Here is a 15,486-nt window from a genome sequence, read left to right as displayed (position 1 = left end):
AGGGCCGCCTCAACGGCGCCCATTGTTGCGACTGAATGGCCACCACGCCCATGGCTTGGTGCGAGTTTCGGCGCGAACCAGAACGATCGCAATATTATCCTTGCCGCCCATGTCATTGGCCGTGTCCACCAGCGCCTGCGCCGCTTCAGGCAGATCGCTGTGGCTTTGGAGCACCTGTGCCACGCTGGCGTCATCGACCATGTCGGAGAGCCCATCGCTGCAAAGCAGGATCTGATCGCCGGGCAGCAGCTCGTGCTGATGCACCTCCAGCATCACCGTATCCTCGACACCGACGGCTCGCGTGACCAGATTCTTGTTGCTGCTGAACACGGCTTCCTCGGGCGTCAGTAGACCCGCATCGATCTGTTCCTGCAGCAACGAATGGTCACGCGTGAGCTGCACCAGCTGGCCTTCGCGATAGCGATAGGCCCGCGAATCGCCCACGTGTCCCAGCAACAGGCTTTGTTCGCGGAACACCGCCAGCACCAGCGTCGTCCCCATGCCCGCATAACGCGGATTGGTGTTGGCGGCGTTGAAGATCGCCCGGTTGGCGTTGTCCACGCAGATGTCCATCGCGCGCCGCACATCGATGTCGGTCGCGTGCTGGCCGGCTTCAGCCAGCCATCGACCCAGTTCCGACTTGATGAAGGTCGTCAGCATCTGGCTCGCGACTTCTCCAGCGTTGTATCCACCCATGCCATCCGCGAGCACCGCGAGCCCGACGCCCGGTTCCAGGGCGACCGAGTCTTCATTGTTGTCGCGCACACGACCGGTATCGGTGGCGCTGAAGAACTCCAGGGTCATGTCTTGCTGGCGGGATCGGCTGGGGGAAAGGGATTGTGCACTGCGCCCTGGGACTGTAGCCGCAAAGTTTGCTCGAATGCCTGTCCCGCTGGTGGGGGGGGTGTGGCGCCCGTGCTATTGGCCAGTTCCACCGGAATCTGACTCAGCACCGCCTCCAGGTCCTGGGCCAATGTGTCGCCGCGTTGATAGCGCAACTCCGGGCGCTTCTCCAGCGCCAGGGCCACGACCAGGGCGAGCGACTCCGGAAGTTCGGGGCGGAGCCGGCGGATGTCGGGTGCGGGCTGATTCGTGATCTGGTGCATCAGCGTCGCCATCGACTCGGTCTGATGCGGCAGATGGCCGGTCAGCAACTGGAACAGCATCGCGCCCAGTGAGTAGAGGTCGCTGCGACCATCCACCTGCAAGCCGGCGAGCTGCTCGGGCGACATGTAGGACGGCGTGCCCAGGACCAGCCCCGTCCGCGTCCGGCTGCCGTCGGCCACGCGCGCGATGCCGAAGTCCATGATCTTCACGCTGCCGGTATCCCGTTCCAGCATCACGTTGGCCGGCTTGATGTCGCGATGAACCACACCATGGCCGTGCGCGTACTGAAGCGCTCGCCCCAGGCGCGCGCCAAGCAGCAGGACCTCGCGCAAGGGCAGCAACTGACCTGACCGCGTGTGGTGGCTGAGGTCCTGCCCGACCACGTATTCCATGGCGATCCAGGTTTCGCCGGCGCATTCGCCGGCATCCAGCACGCGCAGGATGTCGGGGTGATCCAGATGCCGGGCCGCGCTCGCCTCCCGCATGAAACGGTCTCGGACGTCGATCAGATCCTCCGGCGCGAACTCACGTTGCAGCGCCAGACGCTTGATCGCGACGGTCCGTCCGCTGCGACGGTCCACGGCGCGGTGGACCACCGCCATCGCGCCACGGCCGATCTCCTCGCCGATCTCGTAATCGTCGAGCGCGACACCGGCCGAACGCGGCATCGGCTGCGTCGTCGGCAGGGTGTCGTGCGCAACCCGCTCGTCGTCAGACGCGCCTCGGCCCAGCAGTCGCTTCAGGAAGCCGGAGGCGCTCATGACATGGCCGGCCTTTCGTCAGGCTTGCGCCGGCCGGCGCGCGGCCAGCAGCTTGCCGACGAGCAGGACGAACAGCGCGCCGCCAACGCCCAGGGCGTAGTAGACCTGCGGCAGGACTTCGGTGGTACCGGGCTTGCTGCCGGCTTGCATCGGCACCCAGGCGTTCAACGCCGGATCGGTCACCAGCATCGTGCCGGCAATCCATCCCAGCAGCATCGCGCCCAGCGTGATCACGATCGGGAACTTGTCCATCAGCTTGATGACCAGTTGGCTGCCCCAGACGATGATGGGGATAGACACCAGCAGGCCGAAGATCACCAGCGGCATCTGATGCTGGCCACCCGCGCCCTCGGCGGCGCCGGCGATCGCGATGACGTTGTCCAGGCTCATCACGAAGTCCGCAATGATGACGGTCTTCACCGCGCCCCAGAGCTTGTCGCTCGCTTCCATCTTCGCGTGGTCGTCCTCGGCCTCCGGGATCAGCAGCTTGATGCCGATCCACAGCAGCAACACGCCGCCGACCAGCTTCAGGAACGGGAGCTTGAGCAGCGTCAGTGCGAAGAAGATCAGCACGACGCGCAACACGATGGCACCGGCTGTGCCCCACAGGATGCCCTTGGTGCGCAGGTTGGGCGGCAACTTTCGGCAGGCCAGTGCGATGACGACGGCATTGTCGCCACCCAGCAGGATGTCGATCAGGATGATCTGGCCGACAGCAAGCCAGAACTCGGGGCTGGTGAGCATTTCCATGGAGGGGAACCCGCGCCGGGCCTCGCGCAACGAGGGCCCAGTCTAAAGCGTTGGAGGGGCAAACGAAGGAAGGGGCCCGATGGGCCCCTTCCTTGGTTCGGGGGGTGCGGCTGGATTGTCCGCGCCAGGCCCCCAGCACCGCAGTGCGTGAAATTACGCAGCAACGGCTCCTGACATCAGGTTTTTCCTGCTACTTACAGCAGGCCTTTCAGCAGCTTGCCCATTTCCGACGGGTTGCGCGTCACGGTGAAGCCACACTCTTCCATGATGGCGAGCTTGGCGTCGGCCGTGTCGGCACCGCCCGAGATCAGCGCACCGGCGTGGCCCATGCGCTTTCCGGGAGGAGCGGTGACGCCCGCGATGAAACCGACGACCGGCTTCTTCATGTTGGCCTTGCACCAACGGGCAGCTTCCGCCTCGTCCGGGCCGCCGATTTCGCCGATCATGATGACGGCGTCGGTGTCCGGGTCGTCGTTGAAGGCCTGCATCACGTCGATGTGCTTCAGACCGTTGATCGGATCGCCACCGATGCCCACGGCGGAGGACTGGCCCAGGCCGATTTCGGTCAGCTGCGCCACCGCTTCATAGGTCAGCGTGCCCGAGCGCGACACCACGCCGATGCGACCCTTGCGATGGATGTGGCCGGGCATGATGCCGATCTTGATCTCGTCGGGCGTGATCAGGCCGGGGCAGTTGGGGCCCAGCAGCAGCGTCTTCTTGCCGCCGGCCAGCTCCTTGGCCTTCATCTTGTTGCGCACTTCCAGCATGTCGCGGACGGGGATGCCTTCCGTGATGCAGATCGCCAGGTCCAGGTCGGCCTCGACGGCTTCCCAGATGGCGGCAGCAGCGCCCGCGGGCGGCACGTAGATCACCGACACGGTCGCGCCGGTCTGGGCGGCGGCTTCCTTCACGGTGCCGTAGATGGGGATGTCCGAGAACTTCTCGCCCGCCTTCTTCGGGTTCACGCCGGCAACGAACGCGTTCTTGCCGTTGGCGTAGGCCTGGCAGCCCAGGGTGTGGAACTGACCGGTCTTGCCCGTGATGCCCTGGGTGATGACCTTGGTGTCCTTGTTGATGTAGATGCTCATGTCGTATTCCTTGGCTGGGTCTTCGGCTTACTTGACGGCGGCGACGATCTTGGTCGCGGCTTCGGCCATGGTGTCGGCGGCGATGATGGGCAGGCCGGACTCGGCCAGCATCTTCTTGCCCAGCTCCTCGTTGGTGCCCTTCATGCGGACGACCAGCGGGACGTTCAGGTTGACGGCCTTGCAGGCCGTGATCACGCCTTCGGCGATGGTGTCGCACTTCATGATGCCGCCGAAGATGTTCACGAGGATGCCCTTCACCTCGGGGTTCTTCAGCATGATCTTGAAGGCTTCGGTGACCTTCTCTGCCGTGGCGCCACCGCCGACGTCCAGGAAGTTGGCCGGCTCGCCGCCGAACAGCTTGATGGTGTCCATGGTGGCCATGGCCAGGCCGGCGCCGTTCACCAGGCAGCCGATGTTGCCGTCCAGCGAGATGTAGGCCAGGTCGAACTTCGAGGCTTCGATCTCAGCCGCGTCTTCTTCGTCCAGGTCGCGGTAAGCGACGATTTCCGGGTGACGGAACAGGGCGTTGGCATCGAAGTTGAACTTGGCGTCCAGGGCGATCAGGTTGCCCTTGGAATCGCAGTTCAGCGGGTTGATTTCAACCAGCGACGCGTCCGTGTCCATGTAGCACTTGTACAGCTTGGCGAACAGGTCGACAGCCTGGTCCACCGAAGCGCCGCTCAGGCCGATGGCCGCGGCGATCTTCTTCGACTGCTCGGTCGTGATGCCGGTCAGCGGGTCGATGTATTCGGTGATGATCTTCTCAGGCGTCGAGTGGGCGACTTCCTCGATGTCCATGCCGCCTTCGCTCGACGCGATGAAGGCCACCTTCTGCGTGCCGCGGTCGGTCACCAGCGAGATGTACAGCTCGTTCTTGATGTCCGCGCCTTCTTCGATGTACAGGCGGCGGACCTTCTGGCCGACCGGGCCGGTCTGGTGCGTGACCAGCTGCATGCCCAGGATCTGCTCGGACAGCGCCTTCACGTCGTCCAGGCTCTTGCCCAGCTTGACGCCGCCGCCCTTGCCGCGACCGCCGGCGTGGATCTGCGCCTTGACCACCCAGACCGGGCCGCCCAGCTTCTGCGCGGCTTCGACCGCCTCTTGCACCGTGAACGCGGGAATGCCGCGCGGCACCGGCACGCCGAACTGGCGCAGGATTTCCTTGCCCTGGTACTCGTGAATCTTCATAGGGAGGTCTCGCTTGATGGATGAATCAGGAAGAAGCAGCCAGTGCCGCGGACGCTCCGCGGTGCCGGCGTGGAGAGGAGGTTTGCAACGCCGGATTCAGCCGGGCCCCCGCGGCAAGGAACCCGTCGTCGCGGCCATAGGACCGCGCGTCGACGGAGCGACGAAGGTGCGGCGGACGGCGCTCGGGGGAGGCGGAGGAAGACATAAAACCGATGCAAACACGCGAAAACACGCCCGCGGACGAACGCCGGCGGGCTGTTTTGCGAAGCCGAAAATGTAGCATGCTGCGTTGCATCAAGCCCTTGGCGCGGTTGAGACGCGCACCGCCGTAGGCTTGTCAGCGCGTCGCAAGGTGCTCGTGACGCACGAAGTTTCGTCGAGTTTCAGGGGCTGTCGCTCTTTCAAGCGGCATGAGCGCTCGCCGGACCGTGGGACTGCTCACTCGTCGACATCACGGCCCGCCGCAACGCGCCGGACCGCCCGGCGCGCGAGGTCGGAGCCAAATCCGCGCCCCACCAGAAAACGCAGGCGCTTGGCCAGCGCCGCGGCATCCGCCGCCGGTCCCTCGCCGAACTTGCGTCGCAACAACTCGCAGGCCCGCTCCAGCTCGCCGGCCGCGAGCGTCGAACGCTGCTCCGCGTCCAGCGAGATCCCATGCTGCGCGAGCTCCTGCTCGATGCGCCTCTGGCCGAATCGCTGCGAGCGCACATGGATCCGGGACTCGACGAATCTCGAGTCGTCGAGATACCCGTTGGCCTTGAGCCAGTCGAGGACCGCGTCGACTTCGACGCTGGGCCCCTGCGGTTCGTCTTCATCCGGAAAGTCATCGCTCAAGCCTGCCGAGGCTTCGGCAGCTTCGGCCTGGCGGTCACGCGCGATGCGCAGCAGCTTGCGCCGCAACTCCATGGCGCTGTGCTCCCGCTGCGCGAGCAGCGCCACTGCACGGGCCTTCAGCGACAGCGGCTGCGAGGCCCGGCCCCGCCGACCCTCTGGCGGGGTCATGCGACTGCCCCGCGCTTACTCGGCGTCGCCGCCGGGCGTCGCTCCCAGCAGCGGGACGCCCAGCGAATCGCGGATCTTGTTCTCGATCTCGACCGCCAGGTCCGCGTTCTCGCGCAGGAACTCGCGCGCGTTGTCCTTGCCCTGACCGATCTTCTCGCCGCCGTAGGCGTACCAGGAGCCGGCCTTCTCGACGATCTTGGCAGCCACGCCCATGTCGATGATCTCACCCTCGCGGCTGATGCCTTCGCCGTAGAGGATGTCGAACTCCGCCGTCTTGAACGGCGGCGCGACCTTGTTCTTGACGACCTTGACCTTGGTCTCGGAACCGATGACTTCCTCGCCCTTCTTGATCGAGCCGATGCGGCGGATGTCCAGACGCACCGACGCGTAGAACTTCAGCGCATTGCCGCCGGTCGTCGTTTCCGGGCTGCCGAACATCACACCGATCTTCATGCGGATCTGGTTGATGAAGACGACGGTGCAATTGGTCTTCTTGATGGTGGCGGTCAGCTTGCGCAGCGCCTGGCTCATCAGGCGGGCCTGCAGGCCCGGCAGCGAGTCGCCCATTTCGCCTTCAAGTTCCGCCTTCGGCGTCAGCGCGGCCACCGAGTCGATGACGATCAGGTCGACCGAGCCGGAGCGCACCAGCGAGTCCACGATCTCCAGCGCCTGTTCGCCGGTGTCGGGCTGGCTGATCAGCAGTTCCTGCAGGTTGACGCCGAGCTTCTGTGCGTACTGGACGTCGAGCGCGTGTTCCGCATCGATGAAGGCGCACACGCCGTCCAGCTTCTGCATCTGGGCGATGACCTGGAGCGTCAGCGTGGTCTTGCCGGAGGATTCCGGGCCGTAGATCTCGACCACGCGGCCGCGCGGCAGACCGCCGACGCCCAGCGCGATGTCCAAGCCCAGCGAGCCGGTGGAGACGACCTGGATGTCCTCGATCTTCTCGCCTTCGGCCAGTCGCATGATCGAGCCCTTGCCGAACTGCTTTTCGATCTGGGCGAGGGCGGCCTGCAGGGCCTTGGCTTTTTCGGTGTTGGCGTTCTTCACGGGGGCGTCCATGCAATCTTCTCCTGTTGGCTGCGGCGGATTATGGCGCAATCTGTATATCTGTACAGTACTTTGTCGAGTCCGTCGGCCCGCTGTGAAGGGCCGTGGAAGGTCGATGGCGCCATCTTAGGCAGTTGCTGGCTCACAGGATGAGCCAGTCGCCCGATTGCCGCTTTTTTCCCTCAGGGGTGGGAAGCGCCTTCATTCGAACCTGTCGCCGGCCTGACCCGGCACCCCCGACAGTCGCCTTGGCAGACGCCTCGGAAACGCCTAGGGAACACCGACGGACCGCTCCCTAGAATGTCTCCATGACCAGAGGGGACGACACATGCGCATCTTGATCGCCGAAGACGACCAGGTCCTCGCCGACGGCCTGCTGCGTTCGTTGCGGGCGTCGGGCTGCGCGGTCGACCAGGTCGGCAGCGGCAGCGAGGCGGATGCGGCCCTCGCCTCGCATGAGTTCGACCTGCTGATCCTCGATCTGGGACTGCCCAAGTTGCACGGCCTCGAAGTGCTGAGACGCTTGCGCGCGCGCGGCTCGGCCGTGCCGGTGCTGATCCTGACCGCGGCGGACAGCATCGAGGAGCGCGTCAAGGGGCTGGACCTGGGCGCCGACGACTACATGGCCAAGCCGTTCTCGCTGCAGGAACTCGAGGCCCGCGTGCGCGCGTTGACGCGGCGCGGACTCGGCACCGCGTCGAACGTGATCCGCCATGGGCCGCTGAGCTTCGACGCGACTGGCCGGGTCGCCTACATCAACGAGCAGATGGTGGAACTGTCGGCGCGGGAACTGTCGCTGCTGGAAGTCCTGCTGCAACGCGCCGGGCGCCTCGTGAGCAAGGACCAATTGGTCGAGCGGTTGTGCGAATGGGGCGAGGAAGTCAGCAACAACGCGATCGAGGTCTACATCCATCGGTTGCGCAAGAAGATCGAGCAGGGGCCGATCCGCATCGCCACGGTGCGCGGATTGGGCTATTGCCTTGAGAAGATTCCCGGCTGAGCTGCCGCATGGCGGCTGATTCCTCCGGTCACCGCTCGCTGTTCGGCGAGATCCTCGACTGGATGCTCGCCCCGCTGCTGGTCATCTGGCCGATCAGCGTCGCGTTGACCTGGCTGGTGGCGCAGGGCATCGCCAACAAGCCCTACGACCGCGAGCTCGACGAGATGGCGCGCACGCTCGGGCTGCAGGTGGTGACGGAACCCGCCCCCGGTGACGCGGTCGCGAAGCGCGGCCGCTCGCGCTACGCGCTGGCGCCCGAGGCGGCCGCGCTGCTGCGCGCGGACGAGTCCGACACCGTCTACTACCAGGTCCTCGGCCTGCGCGGTGAACTGCTCAGCGGTGACGCCCAACTGCCGGTCCCCGAAGTGGAGCCGCCGATCGTCCCCTGGGAGGTCAACCGCCGCTTCGACGAAGTCAACAACGAACAGGTGCGCATCTCCTACCTGTGGGTGGTGCCGGAGGGGATGGCGGGCAGCGACCGGATGATGCTGGTGCAGGTCGCGGAGACCTTGGGCAAGCGCTCCCGGCTGACCAACGAGATCATCAAGGGCGTCATCCTGCCGCAGTTCGTGATCCTGCCGCTGGCAGTGCTGCTGGTGTGGCTGGCGCTGGCGCGAGGCATCGCGCCGCTGAACGATCTGCAGCGGCGCATCCGCTCGCGCGACAGCTCGGACCTGAGCCCCATCGATGAGCAACGCATCCCGGACGAGGTCGCGCCGCTGGTGCAGGCCATCAACGACCTGCTGGAGCGTCTCGACCAGTCGATCCGCTCGCAGAAGCACTTCCTTGCGGACGCCGCGCATCAGCTGAAGACGCCGCTTGCCGGGCTGCGCACGCAGGCCGAGCTGGCGCAGCGCGAGATCGACGAAGGTCGCAGTTCTCCGGCGGAGCTGCGTCGCTCGCTGAAGCAGATTGCCGTGTCGAGCCAGCGCGCGGCGCACATGGTCAACCAGTTGCTCGCGATGGCCCGCGCCGAGGACCAGGAACACGCCGCGCGCCGCAGCGAGGTGAACCTGGCGGTGCTGGCGATCGAGACGGTGCGCGACTTCGTGCCGCGCGCGATGGAGAAGCGCCTGGACCTCGGCTACGAGGGACCGGAGGCGAGCCAGGCGGGTCTGCGCATCAACGGGCATCCGCTGCTCATCCGCGAGCTGATCCGCAACCTCGTCGACAACGCGCTGCTCTACACGCCCAGCGGCGGCACGGTCACCGTGCGCGTGGTCGAGGACCCGTTCGGGCAGGTCTGCGTCCTGCAGGTCGAGGACTCGGGGCCTGGCATCGTCGAGTCGGAACGCGAGCAGATCTTCCAGCCGTTCTACCGCGCGCTGGGCACCAACGTCGACGGCTCCGGCCTGGGCCTCGCGATCGTGCGCGAGATCGTCCAGCAGCATGAGGCCGAGATCGCGGTCGACGACACGCGGGCGCGCCGGCAGGCGGAGTCGGACGGCGTCGGACCCGGCGCGCGCTTCACGGTCCGGTTCGCGGCGCATCCGTTGTCGAGTGCCCATGCCTGAGCGCCCTCGCCACCGGAAGCACGGCGGGAGCGGCCCGTGGCGCCGCCTGGTCAGCGCTGCGTCCCGCCCCGGCTCTTGGCGATCGACATCAGCATCCCCAGCGACAGACCCAAGGTCACCATCGCCGTTCCCCCGTACGAGATGAACGGCAGCGGCACCCCCACCACGGGCAGGATGCCGGTCACCATCCCCATGTTCACGAACACGTAGGTGAAGAAGCTCAGCGTGATCGCCCCCGCGAGCAGTCTGGAGAACAGCGTCGGCGCCTCATGCGCGATCGCCAGTCCGCGCAGGATCAGCGCGGTGAAGCCGATCAGCAGCCCGGCCGCCCCGATCAGCCCGAACTCTTCGCCGTAGGCGGCGAAGATGAAGTCGGTCGTCCGCTCCGGAATGAACTCCAGGTGCGTCTGCGTGCCCTTCATGAAACCCTTGCCGGTCACGCCGCCCGAGCCGATCGCGATCTCGCCCTGGATGATGTGGAAGCCCTTGCCCAGCGGGTCCTTCGTGGGGTCCAGCAGCGTGCAGACGCGGTCCTTCTGGTAGTCCTTCAGCACGACCCATTTCACGTCGGGCTGGCAGATCTGGTCTTCGCTGAGGACCAGCGCCGTGATGCCCGCGCCGGCCAGCACCAGCGCCGGGACGATCAGCTTCCACGACAGCCCGGCGAAGAAGATCACGTACAGGCCCGCGCCCAGCACCAGCAGCGAGGTGCCGAGGTCCGGCTGCTTCGCGATCAGCCCGACCGGCACGACGAGCAGGATGAACGCGGCGACGAAATCCGGCAGCCGGAGCTGACCTTCGCGCTTCTGGAACCACCAGGCCAGCATGAGCGGCACGGCGATCTTCAGCAGCTCGGACGGCTGGATCTGCGTGCCGACGTACAGCCAGCGCGTCGCGCCCTTCTTCGTGATGCCGAACAGCGCCACCGCGATCAGCAGGGTGACGCCGATGGCGTAGAGCGGCAACGCGAGCTGCATCAGCCGCTGCGGCGGCACCTGCGCGGTCACGAACAGCACGCCCATGGCCAGGGCCATGTTGCGCGCGTGATCGACGAAACGGGTGCCGTGGTCGTAGCCGGCCGAGTACATGCACATCAGACCCAGCCCCATGAGCCAGGCCATCGCGAGCAGCAGCGGGATGTCGAACCCCTGGAACAGCGGCTTCACCCGCTGCAGCAGGCTGGGTTTGCTGAAGACGGCGCTCATCGTGAGGCTCCCGGCGTGGGACGTGTGGCCGCCGGAGCGGACGCAGCGGACCGCGTGGCGGACGTCGTCCGCACCGGCGCTGAAACGGGGGCCGAAGCGGGCGTCGAAGCGGGCGTCGAAGCGGGCGTCGAAGTGGGCGTCGAAGCTGCCGATGCGGCCGCCTCCGGCGCGCTGGCCGCGGCGTTGGGCAGCGGGATGTCTTCGACACGACGCGGCGTGCCGATGGGCGCGCCGACCTGGCCGACCCGCACCTTGGCGATGTCCTCTTCGCTTGGGTAGGTGCCGGTGAGCACGTAGTCGTACACGCGGCGCGCGATCGGCGCCGCCGATTCGGAGCCGAAGCCCGCGTTCTCGACGATCAGCGCCACGGCGATCGTCGGCGCCTGGTACGGCGCGAACGAGATGTACAGCGAGTGATCGCGCTTGCGCTCGTCCGCCTTGATGCTGCTGTAGGTCTGCCCGGCGCGCAGGCCGACCGCCTGGGCCGTGCCGGTCTTGCCGGCGCTCTGATACTGCGCGCCGGCGAACACCGCGCGCGACGTGCCTTCCAGCGTCACGTCATGCATCGCGTTGCGGATCACGTCGACGTCCGCTTTGCGCAGCGCCAGCGGCTCGAGCGCATCGCTCGCGACGCGCCGCTGCGTGTGCTTGACGACATCCTCGATCTCCCGCACCAGCCGCGGCCGGTAGCGCTCGCCGCCGCTGGACAGCGTCGACATCGCCGTCGCCAGCTGCAGCATCGTGAAGTTGTTGTAGCCCTGTCCGATACCCAGCGAGATCGTCTCGCCGGCGTACCACTTCTGCTGCTCCGGCCGCTTGTATGCGCGGCGCTTCCACTCGGTGCTGGGCAGGATGCCGGTCACCTCGCCCTGCAGGTCGATCTCGGTCCTGCGGCCGAAGCCGAAGGGCTCGAGCTGGTCGTGGATCATGTCCACGCCCATCTCGTTGGCCAGCGAATAGAAGTAGACGTTCGACGAGGTCACGATCGCCAGTCGCATGTCCTTCGGCCCCGCGCGGTCGCCGGTCGCGCTGCCGAACACCCGTCCGCCGAAGCTGTAGTTCAGGTTGTCCTGGATCACCACGTTGGCGGCGCGTTTGCCGGTGTTCAGGGCGGCCATCGCCATGTACGGCTTGAAGGTCGAGCCCGGCGGATAGGTGCCGCGCAACGCGCGGTTCAGCAGCGGCTTGTCGATGTCCTCGTTCAGCTCACGCCAGCTGTCGGCATCGATGCCGTCGACGAACAGGTTGGGATCGAAGCTCGGCTTGGAGACGAAGGCCAGCACTTCGCCGTTGCGCGGATCCATCGCGACCAACGCGCCGCGACGGTCGCCGAAGAGCCGCTCCACCAGCGCCTGCAGCTTGATGTCGACCGACAGGTGCAGTGTGTTGCCCGGCGTCGGCGGGCGGTTGCGCAGCCGGCGCACCGCGCGGCCGCCGGCGCTGGTCTCCATCTCCTCGAAGCCGGTCTGGCCGTGCAGTTCGCGCTCGTAGGCCTGCTCCAGGCCGAGCTTGCCGATGTATTCGGTGCCGCGGTAGTTGGCGACGTCCTCCTCGGACCAGTCGTCCATCGCCTTCTTCTCGGCCTGGTTGATGCGGCCGATGTAGCCCAGCATGTGCGCGCCGATGTCGCCCAGCGGGTAGCTGCGGAACAGGCGCGCCTTGATGTCCACGCCCGGGAAGCGGAAGCGCTGCGCGGCGAAGCGGGCGACCTCGGTGTCGGTCAGCTTCGTGCGGATCGGCAGCGACTCGAAGTTCTTGCTTTCCTCCATCAGCCGCTTGAAACGGCGACGGTCGCGCTGCTGGATCTCGATGACCGCGGACAACGCGTCGATCGTGCGCTCGAGGTCCGGGACCTTGGACGGCGTGATCTCCAGCGTGTAGGCCGAGTAGTTGCTCGCCAGCACCACGCCGTTGCGGTCGACGATCAGGCCGCGGTTCGGCACGATGGGGACGACGGAGACGCGGTTGGTCTCGGCGCGCTCGAGCAGCGTGTCGTGCTGCGTGATCTGCAGGTAGACGAGGCGCGCGACGAGCAGGCCGAAGCAGAACAGCACGAAGGCGGCCGCGGCGAACAGCCGCAGCCGGAAGCGGCTCAGCTCCGCCTGGAGGTTCTTGATGACCGTCATCGCGGGCGTGTTCCCGGCGCGCTCAGAGCGGGCGGTGCGCGTCGGGATCCGGCGCGCGACGCTGGGGCGCCAGCAGGAGCGCCGCCGTGATCGGCCACAACGCCGCCTGCAGCAGCGGTGCCAGGAGCAGGCTCCAGCCCGGCCACATCCCACCGACCATCAGGCGCACGATCAACGCGATGGCCGTCGCGAGCACGAACAGCGGCAACACGTGCAGGGCCTGCGCGCCCAGCGTGAACCACAACAGGCGCCGATGCAGCGCGACCGCGCCGAAGGCGAGCAGGCTGTAGGCCAGCGCGTGCTGGCCGAGCAGCGCGCCATGGTGGACGTCGATCATCAGGCCGAAGACGAAGGCCCAGCCCACGCCGACGCGGCGCGGCTGGTGCACGTTCCAGAACACCAGCACCAGCGCCAGCACGTCCGGCATCCAGGGCTGCCGTCCGACGGGGACCATGTCGATCAGCAGGCCGACGACCAGGCTGAACGCGATGAACAGGGGATTGGCGGGCAGCAGCAGCTGGCTCGCGCCACGGGGCATGATCATCGGGTGCCTCCTTTCGGCGCGGACGCGGCCGAGGCGCGCGTGCGCGGTGGCCGGCTGGCGGCTTCGGCGGCGGCGGCGTTCGCCGCGCTGGCCGCTTCCTGCGCGGCTTCGGTGCGGGCCGACTCCTGGCCTTCCAGCGGCTCCAGCACCAGCACGTGACGCGCACTGTCGGGCTGCGCAATCGGCGCCAGACCGACGCGCGCGAAGCTGGTGTCGCCGCGGCGCTCGACCTCGGCGACCTTCGCCACCGGCAGGCCCGGCGGATAGAGCCCGTCCAGGCCCGAGGTCGCGAGCGCGTCGCCGGGCTTGATGTCGGCGTTGGCGGCAATGAAGCGCAGCTCCATCACGCCGCGCTCGCCGCCATAGGCGACGCCGCGTTGCTGGGTGCGGGTGTTGAGCACCGGGATGGTGGCGTCGCGGTCGGTCAGCAGGGTCACTTCGGCGGAGAGCGGGTAGACCCGCGTCACCTGCCCGAGCACGCCGGCGTCATTGACCACCGGCGCGCCGAGCCGCACGCCGCCATGGCCGCCGCGATCGATGACGATGCGGCGCGAGAACGGATCCGGCGCCTCGTAGAGCACCTCGGCGGCGAGGCCTTTCACCGGCAGCGCCTCGCGCAGGTCGAGCAGCGCGCGCAGGCGCGTGTTCTCGGCCTGCAGCTGCGCCGCGCGGCTCAGGATGACCGCCTGCGAGGCGAGCTGCTGTCGGGCCTGGTTCTCGGCCTCGGTGGCCTTCTCCATGCCGCGGGCGTAGTCGCCGGCCTGCTCCCAGGCATCGACGGGGGCCAGCAGCGCGCGCTGCAGCGGATGCAGGGCGAGCGCCAACCCCGCGCGGGCAGGCGCCGTGACCTGGAAGCGGGAGTCCGCCACCATGAGGAAGACCGCCAATGCCGCGCAGAAGGCCAGCTTCGTCAACGCGGACGGGCCTTCGCGGAACAGCGGCGGTGGATTGCGGTCGAGAGTGCCGAGAGGCATGGAGGTCTCAGCGAAGGAGATTCAACGCAAAGCGGCCGTCCGGGGCCGCATCCACTTATTCGTTCGTGAAGATCGAGCCCAGGCGTTCCATGCGCTCCAGGGCCATGCCGCAACCTCGGACCACGCAGGTCAGCGGGTCTTCGGCCACGAGGACCGGCAGGCCGGTCTCCTCGGCCAGCAGCCGGTCCAGATCGCGCAGCAGCGCGCCGCCGCCGGTCAGCATCATGCCGCGCTCGGCGATGTCGGCGCCCAGTTCCGGCGGGGTCTGCTCCAGCGCGTTCTTCACGGCCGAGACGATCTGGTTCAGCGGGTCGGTCAACGCTTCCAGGATCTCGTTGGACGAGATCGTGAAGCTGCGCGGCACGCCCTCGCTGAGGTTGCGGCCCTTGACTTCCATCTCCTTGACCTCGGAGCCGGGGAAGGCCGAACCGATGTTCTTCTTGATGGACTCCGCGGTCGGCTCGCCGATCAGCATGCCGTAGTTGCGGCGGATGTAGTTGATGATGGCCTCGTCGAACTTGTCGCCGCCGACGCGGACCGAGCCCTTGTAGACCATGCCGCCCAGCGAGATCACGCCGACCTCGGTCGTGCCGCCGCCGATGTCGATGACCATCGAGCCCGACGCTTCCGACACCGGCAGGCCCGCGCCGATCGCGGCGGCCATCGGCTCCTCGATCAGGTAGACCTCCGAGGCGCCCGCGCCCAGCGCGGCGTCGCGGATGGCGCGCTTCTCGACCTGCGTGGAGCCGCAGGGGACGCAGATGATGATGCGGGGCGACGGACGCAGCAGCTTGGTGTCGTGCACCATCTTGATGAACTGCTTGATCATCTGCTCCGTGACCACGAAGTCGGCGATCACGCCGTCCTTCATCGGGCGGATCGCCTCGATGTTGCCGGGCACCTTGCCCAGCATGGCCTTGGCTTCGTGGCCGACGGCCTGGATGGTCTTCTTGCCGTTGGGCCCGCCTTCATGGCGGATGGCGACGACGGACGGCTCGTCCAGCACCACGCCTTTTCCGCGGACGTAGATCAGCGTGTTGGCGGTGCCCAGGTCGATGGCGAGGTCGGTGGAGAAATAGCGGCGCAGGGAGGCGAACATGTGTGTAGGCAAGACCTGGACAAGACGCTTCGGCACCTGGGGCCGCCAGTCATCGTCGAACTACACGCAATCGGCGGC

Annotated in this window: 14 protein-coding genes; 2 read left to right on the top strand and 12 right to left on the bottom strand. The window is 67.2% G+C overall.

Annotated features, from left to right (window positions below):
* Positions 1-9: 9 nt before the first annotated feature.
* The 7 genes from AC07O8_RS03270 to recA all read right to left on the bottom strand — a co-directional run bounded on the left by AC07O8_RS03270 (position 10) and on the right by recA (position 6,958).
* Entirely contained in the window at positions 10-804 is a 795-nt protein-coding gene (locus AC07O8_RS03270) for a Stp1/IreP family PP2C-type Ser/Thr phosphatase (RefSeq protein WP_297524417.1), read from the bottom strand.
* Positions 801-1,868, bottom strand: a complete 1,068-nt coding sequence (locus AC07O8_RS03265; RefSeq protein WP_495046667.1) for a serine/threonine-protein kinase — start codon at positions 1,866-1,868, stop codon at positions 801-803. The genes AC07O8_RS03270 and AC07O8_RS03265 overlap by 4 nt, the downstream gene beginning before the upstream one ends.
* A gap of 18 nt (positions 1,869-1,886) precedes the next feature.
* A complete protein-coding gene (locus AC07O8_RS03260; RefSeq protein ID WP_495046666.1) occupies positions 1,887-2,618 on the bottom strand; it encodes a TerC family protein in 732 nt (243 codons plus the stop codon).
* 194 nt (positions 2,619-2,812) lie between these two features.
* Positions 2,813-3,706 carry a succinate--CoA ligase subunit alpha gene (gene sucD, locus AC07O8_RS03255; RefSeq protein WP_297524421.1) on the bottom strand — a complete coding sequence of 298 codons (894 nt, stop codon included), beginning with the start codon at positions 3,704-3,706 and terminating at the stop codon, positions 2,813-2,815.
* 27 nt (positions 3,707-3,733) lie between these two features.
* Complete coding sequence (sucC, locus tag AC07O8_RS03250; protein WP_431049162.1) at positions 3,734-4,894, bottom strand: ADP-forming succinate--CoA ligase subunit beta; 1,161 nt, start codon at positions 4,892-4,894, stop codon at positions 3,734-3,736.
* A 438-nt stretch (positions 4,895-5,332) separates the two neighbouring features.
* Positions 5,333-5,833, bottom strand: coding sequence for a regulatory protein RecX (locus tag AC07O8_RS03245; RefSeq protein WP_495046665.1), 501 nt, complete (start codon positions 5,831-5,833; stop codon positions 5,333-5,335).
* 78 nt (positions 5,834-5,911) lie between these two features.
* Entirely contained in the window at positions 5,912-6,958 is a 1,047-nt protein-coding gene (recA, locus tag AC07O8_RS03240) for a recombinase RecA (protein WP_495046664.1), read from the bottom strand.
* A 316-nt stretch (positions 6,959-7,274) separates the two neighbouring features.
* Here recA and AC07O8_RS03235 point away from each other — a divergent pair, with 316 nt between their 5' ends.
* A complete protein-coding gene (locus AC07O8_RS03235) occupies positions 7,275-7,946 on the top strand; it encodes a response regulator (RefSeq protein WP_495046663.1) in 672 nt (223 codons plus the stop codon).
* 8 nt (positions 7,947-7,954) lie between these two features.
* The gene (locus AC07O8_RS03230) at positions 7,955-9,460 is read left to right on the top strand and encodes a sensor histidine kinase (protein WP_495046662.1); all 1,506 of its coding nucleotides are present in this window, start codon (positions 7,955-7,957) and stop codon (positions 9,458-9,460) included.
* Positions 9,461-9,510: 50 nt separating this feature from the next.
* Here AC07O8_RS03230 and rodA read toward each other — a convergent pair whose 3' ends face one another.
* From rodA to AC07O8_RS03205, 5 genes are read right to left on the bottom strand one after another with little or no spacing between them, the layout of a single operon-like run.
* Positions 9,511-10,665 (bottom strand): rod shape-determining protein RodA, encoded by a 1,155-nt coding sequence (gene rodA / locus AC07O8_RS03225; RefSeq protein WP_495046661.1) that lies wholly within the window; start codon positions 10,663-10,665, stop codon positions 9,511-9,513.
* The gene (gene mrdA, locus AC07O8_RS03220) at positions 10,662-12,791 is read right to left on the bottom strand and encodes a penicillin-binding protein 2 (protein WP_495046660.1); all 2,130 of its coding nucleotides are present in this window, start codon (positions 12,789-12,791) and stop codon (positions 10,662-10,664) included. Before mrdA ends, rodA begins: the two co-directional genes overlap by 4 nt.
* A 22-nt stretch (positions 12,792-12,813) precedes the next feature.
* Positions 12,814-13,335: a rod shape-determining protein MreD gene (mreD, locus tag AC07O8_RS03215; RefSeq protein ID WP_495046659.1), complete on the bottom strand. Its 522-nt coding sequence runs from the start codon at positions 13,333-13,335 to the stop codon at positions 12,814-12,816.
* The gene (gene mreC, locus AC07O8_RS03210; RefSeq protein WP_297524436.1) at positions 13,332-14,309 is read right to left on the bottom strand and encodes a rod shape-determining protein MreC; all 978 of its coding nucleotides are present in this window, start codon (positions 14,307-14,309) and stop codon (positions 13,332-13,334) included. The genes mreD and mreC overlap by 4 nt, the downstream gene beginning before the upstream one ends.
* A 55-nt stretch (positions 14,310-14,364) precedes the next feature.
* Positions 14,365-15,408, bottom strand: coding sequence for a rod shape-determining protein (locus AC07O8_RS03205; protein ID WP_067280645.1), 1,044 nt, complete (start codon positions 15,406-15,408; stop codon positions 14,365-14,367).
* Between the last annotated feature and the right edge of the window lie 78 nt (positions 15,409-15,486).

Source organism: Roseateles sp. GW821-FHT09G09, assembly GCF_059415965.1.
This window is presented reverse-complemented; position numbering and strand designations above follow the sequence as displayed.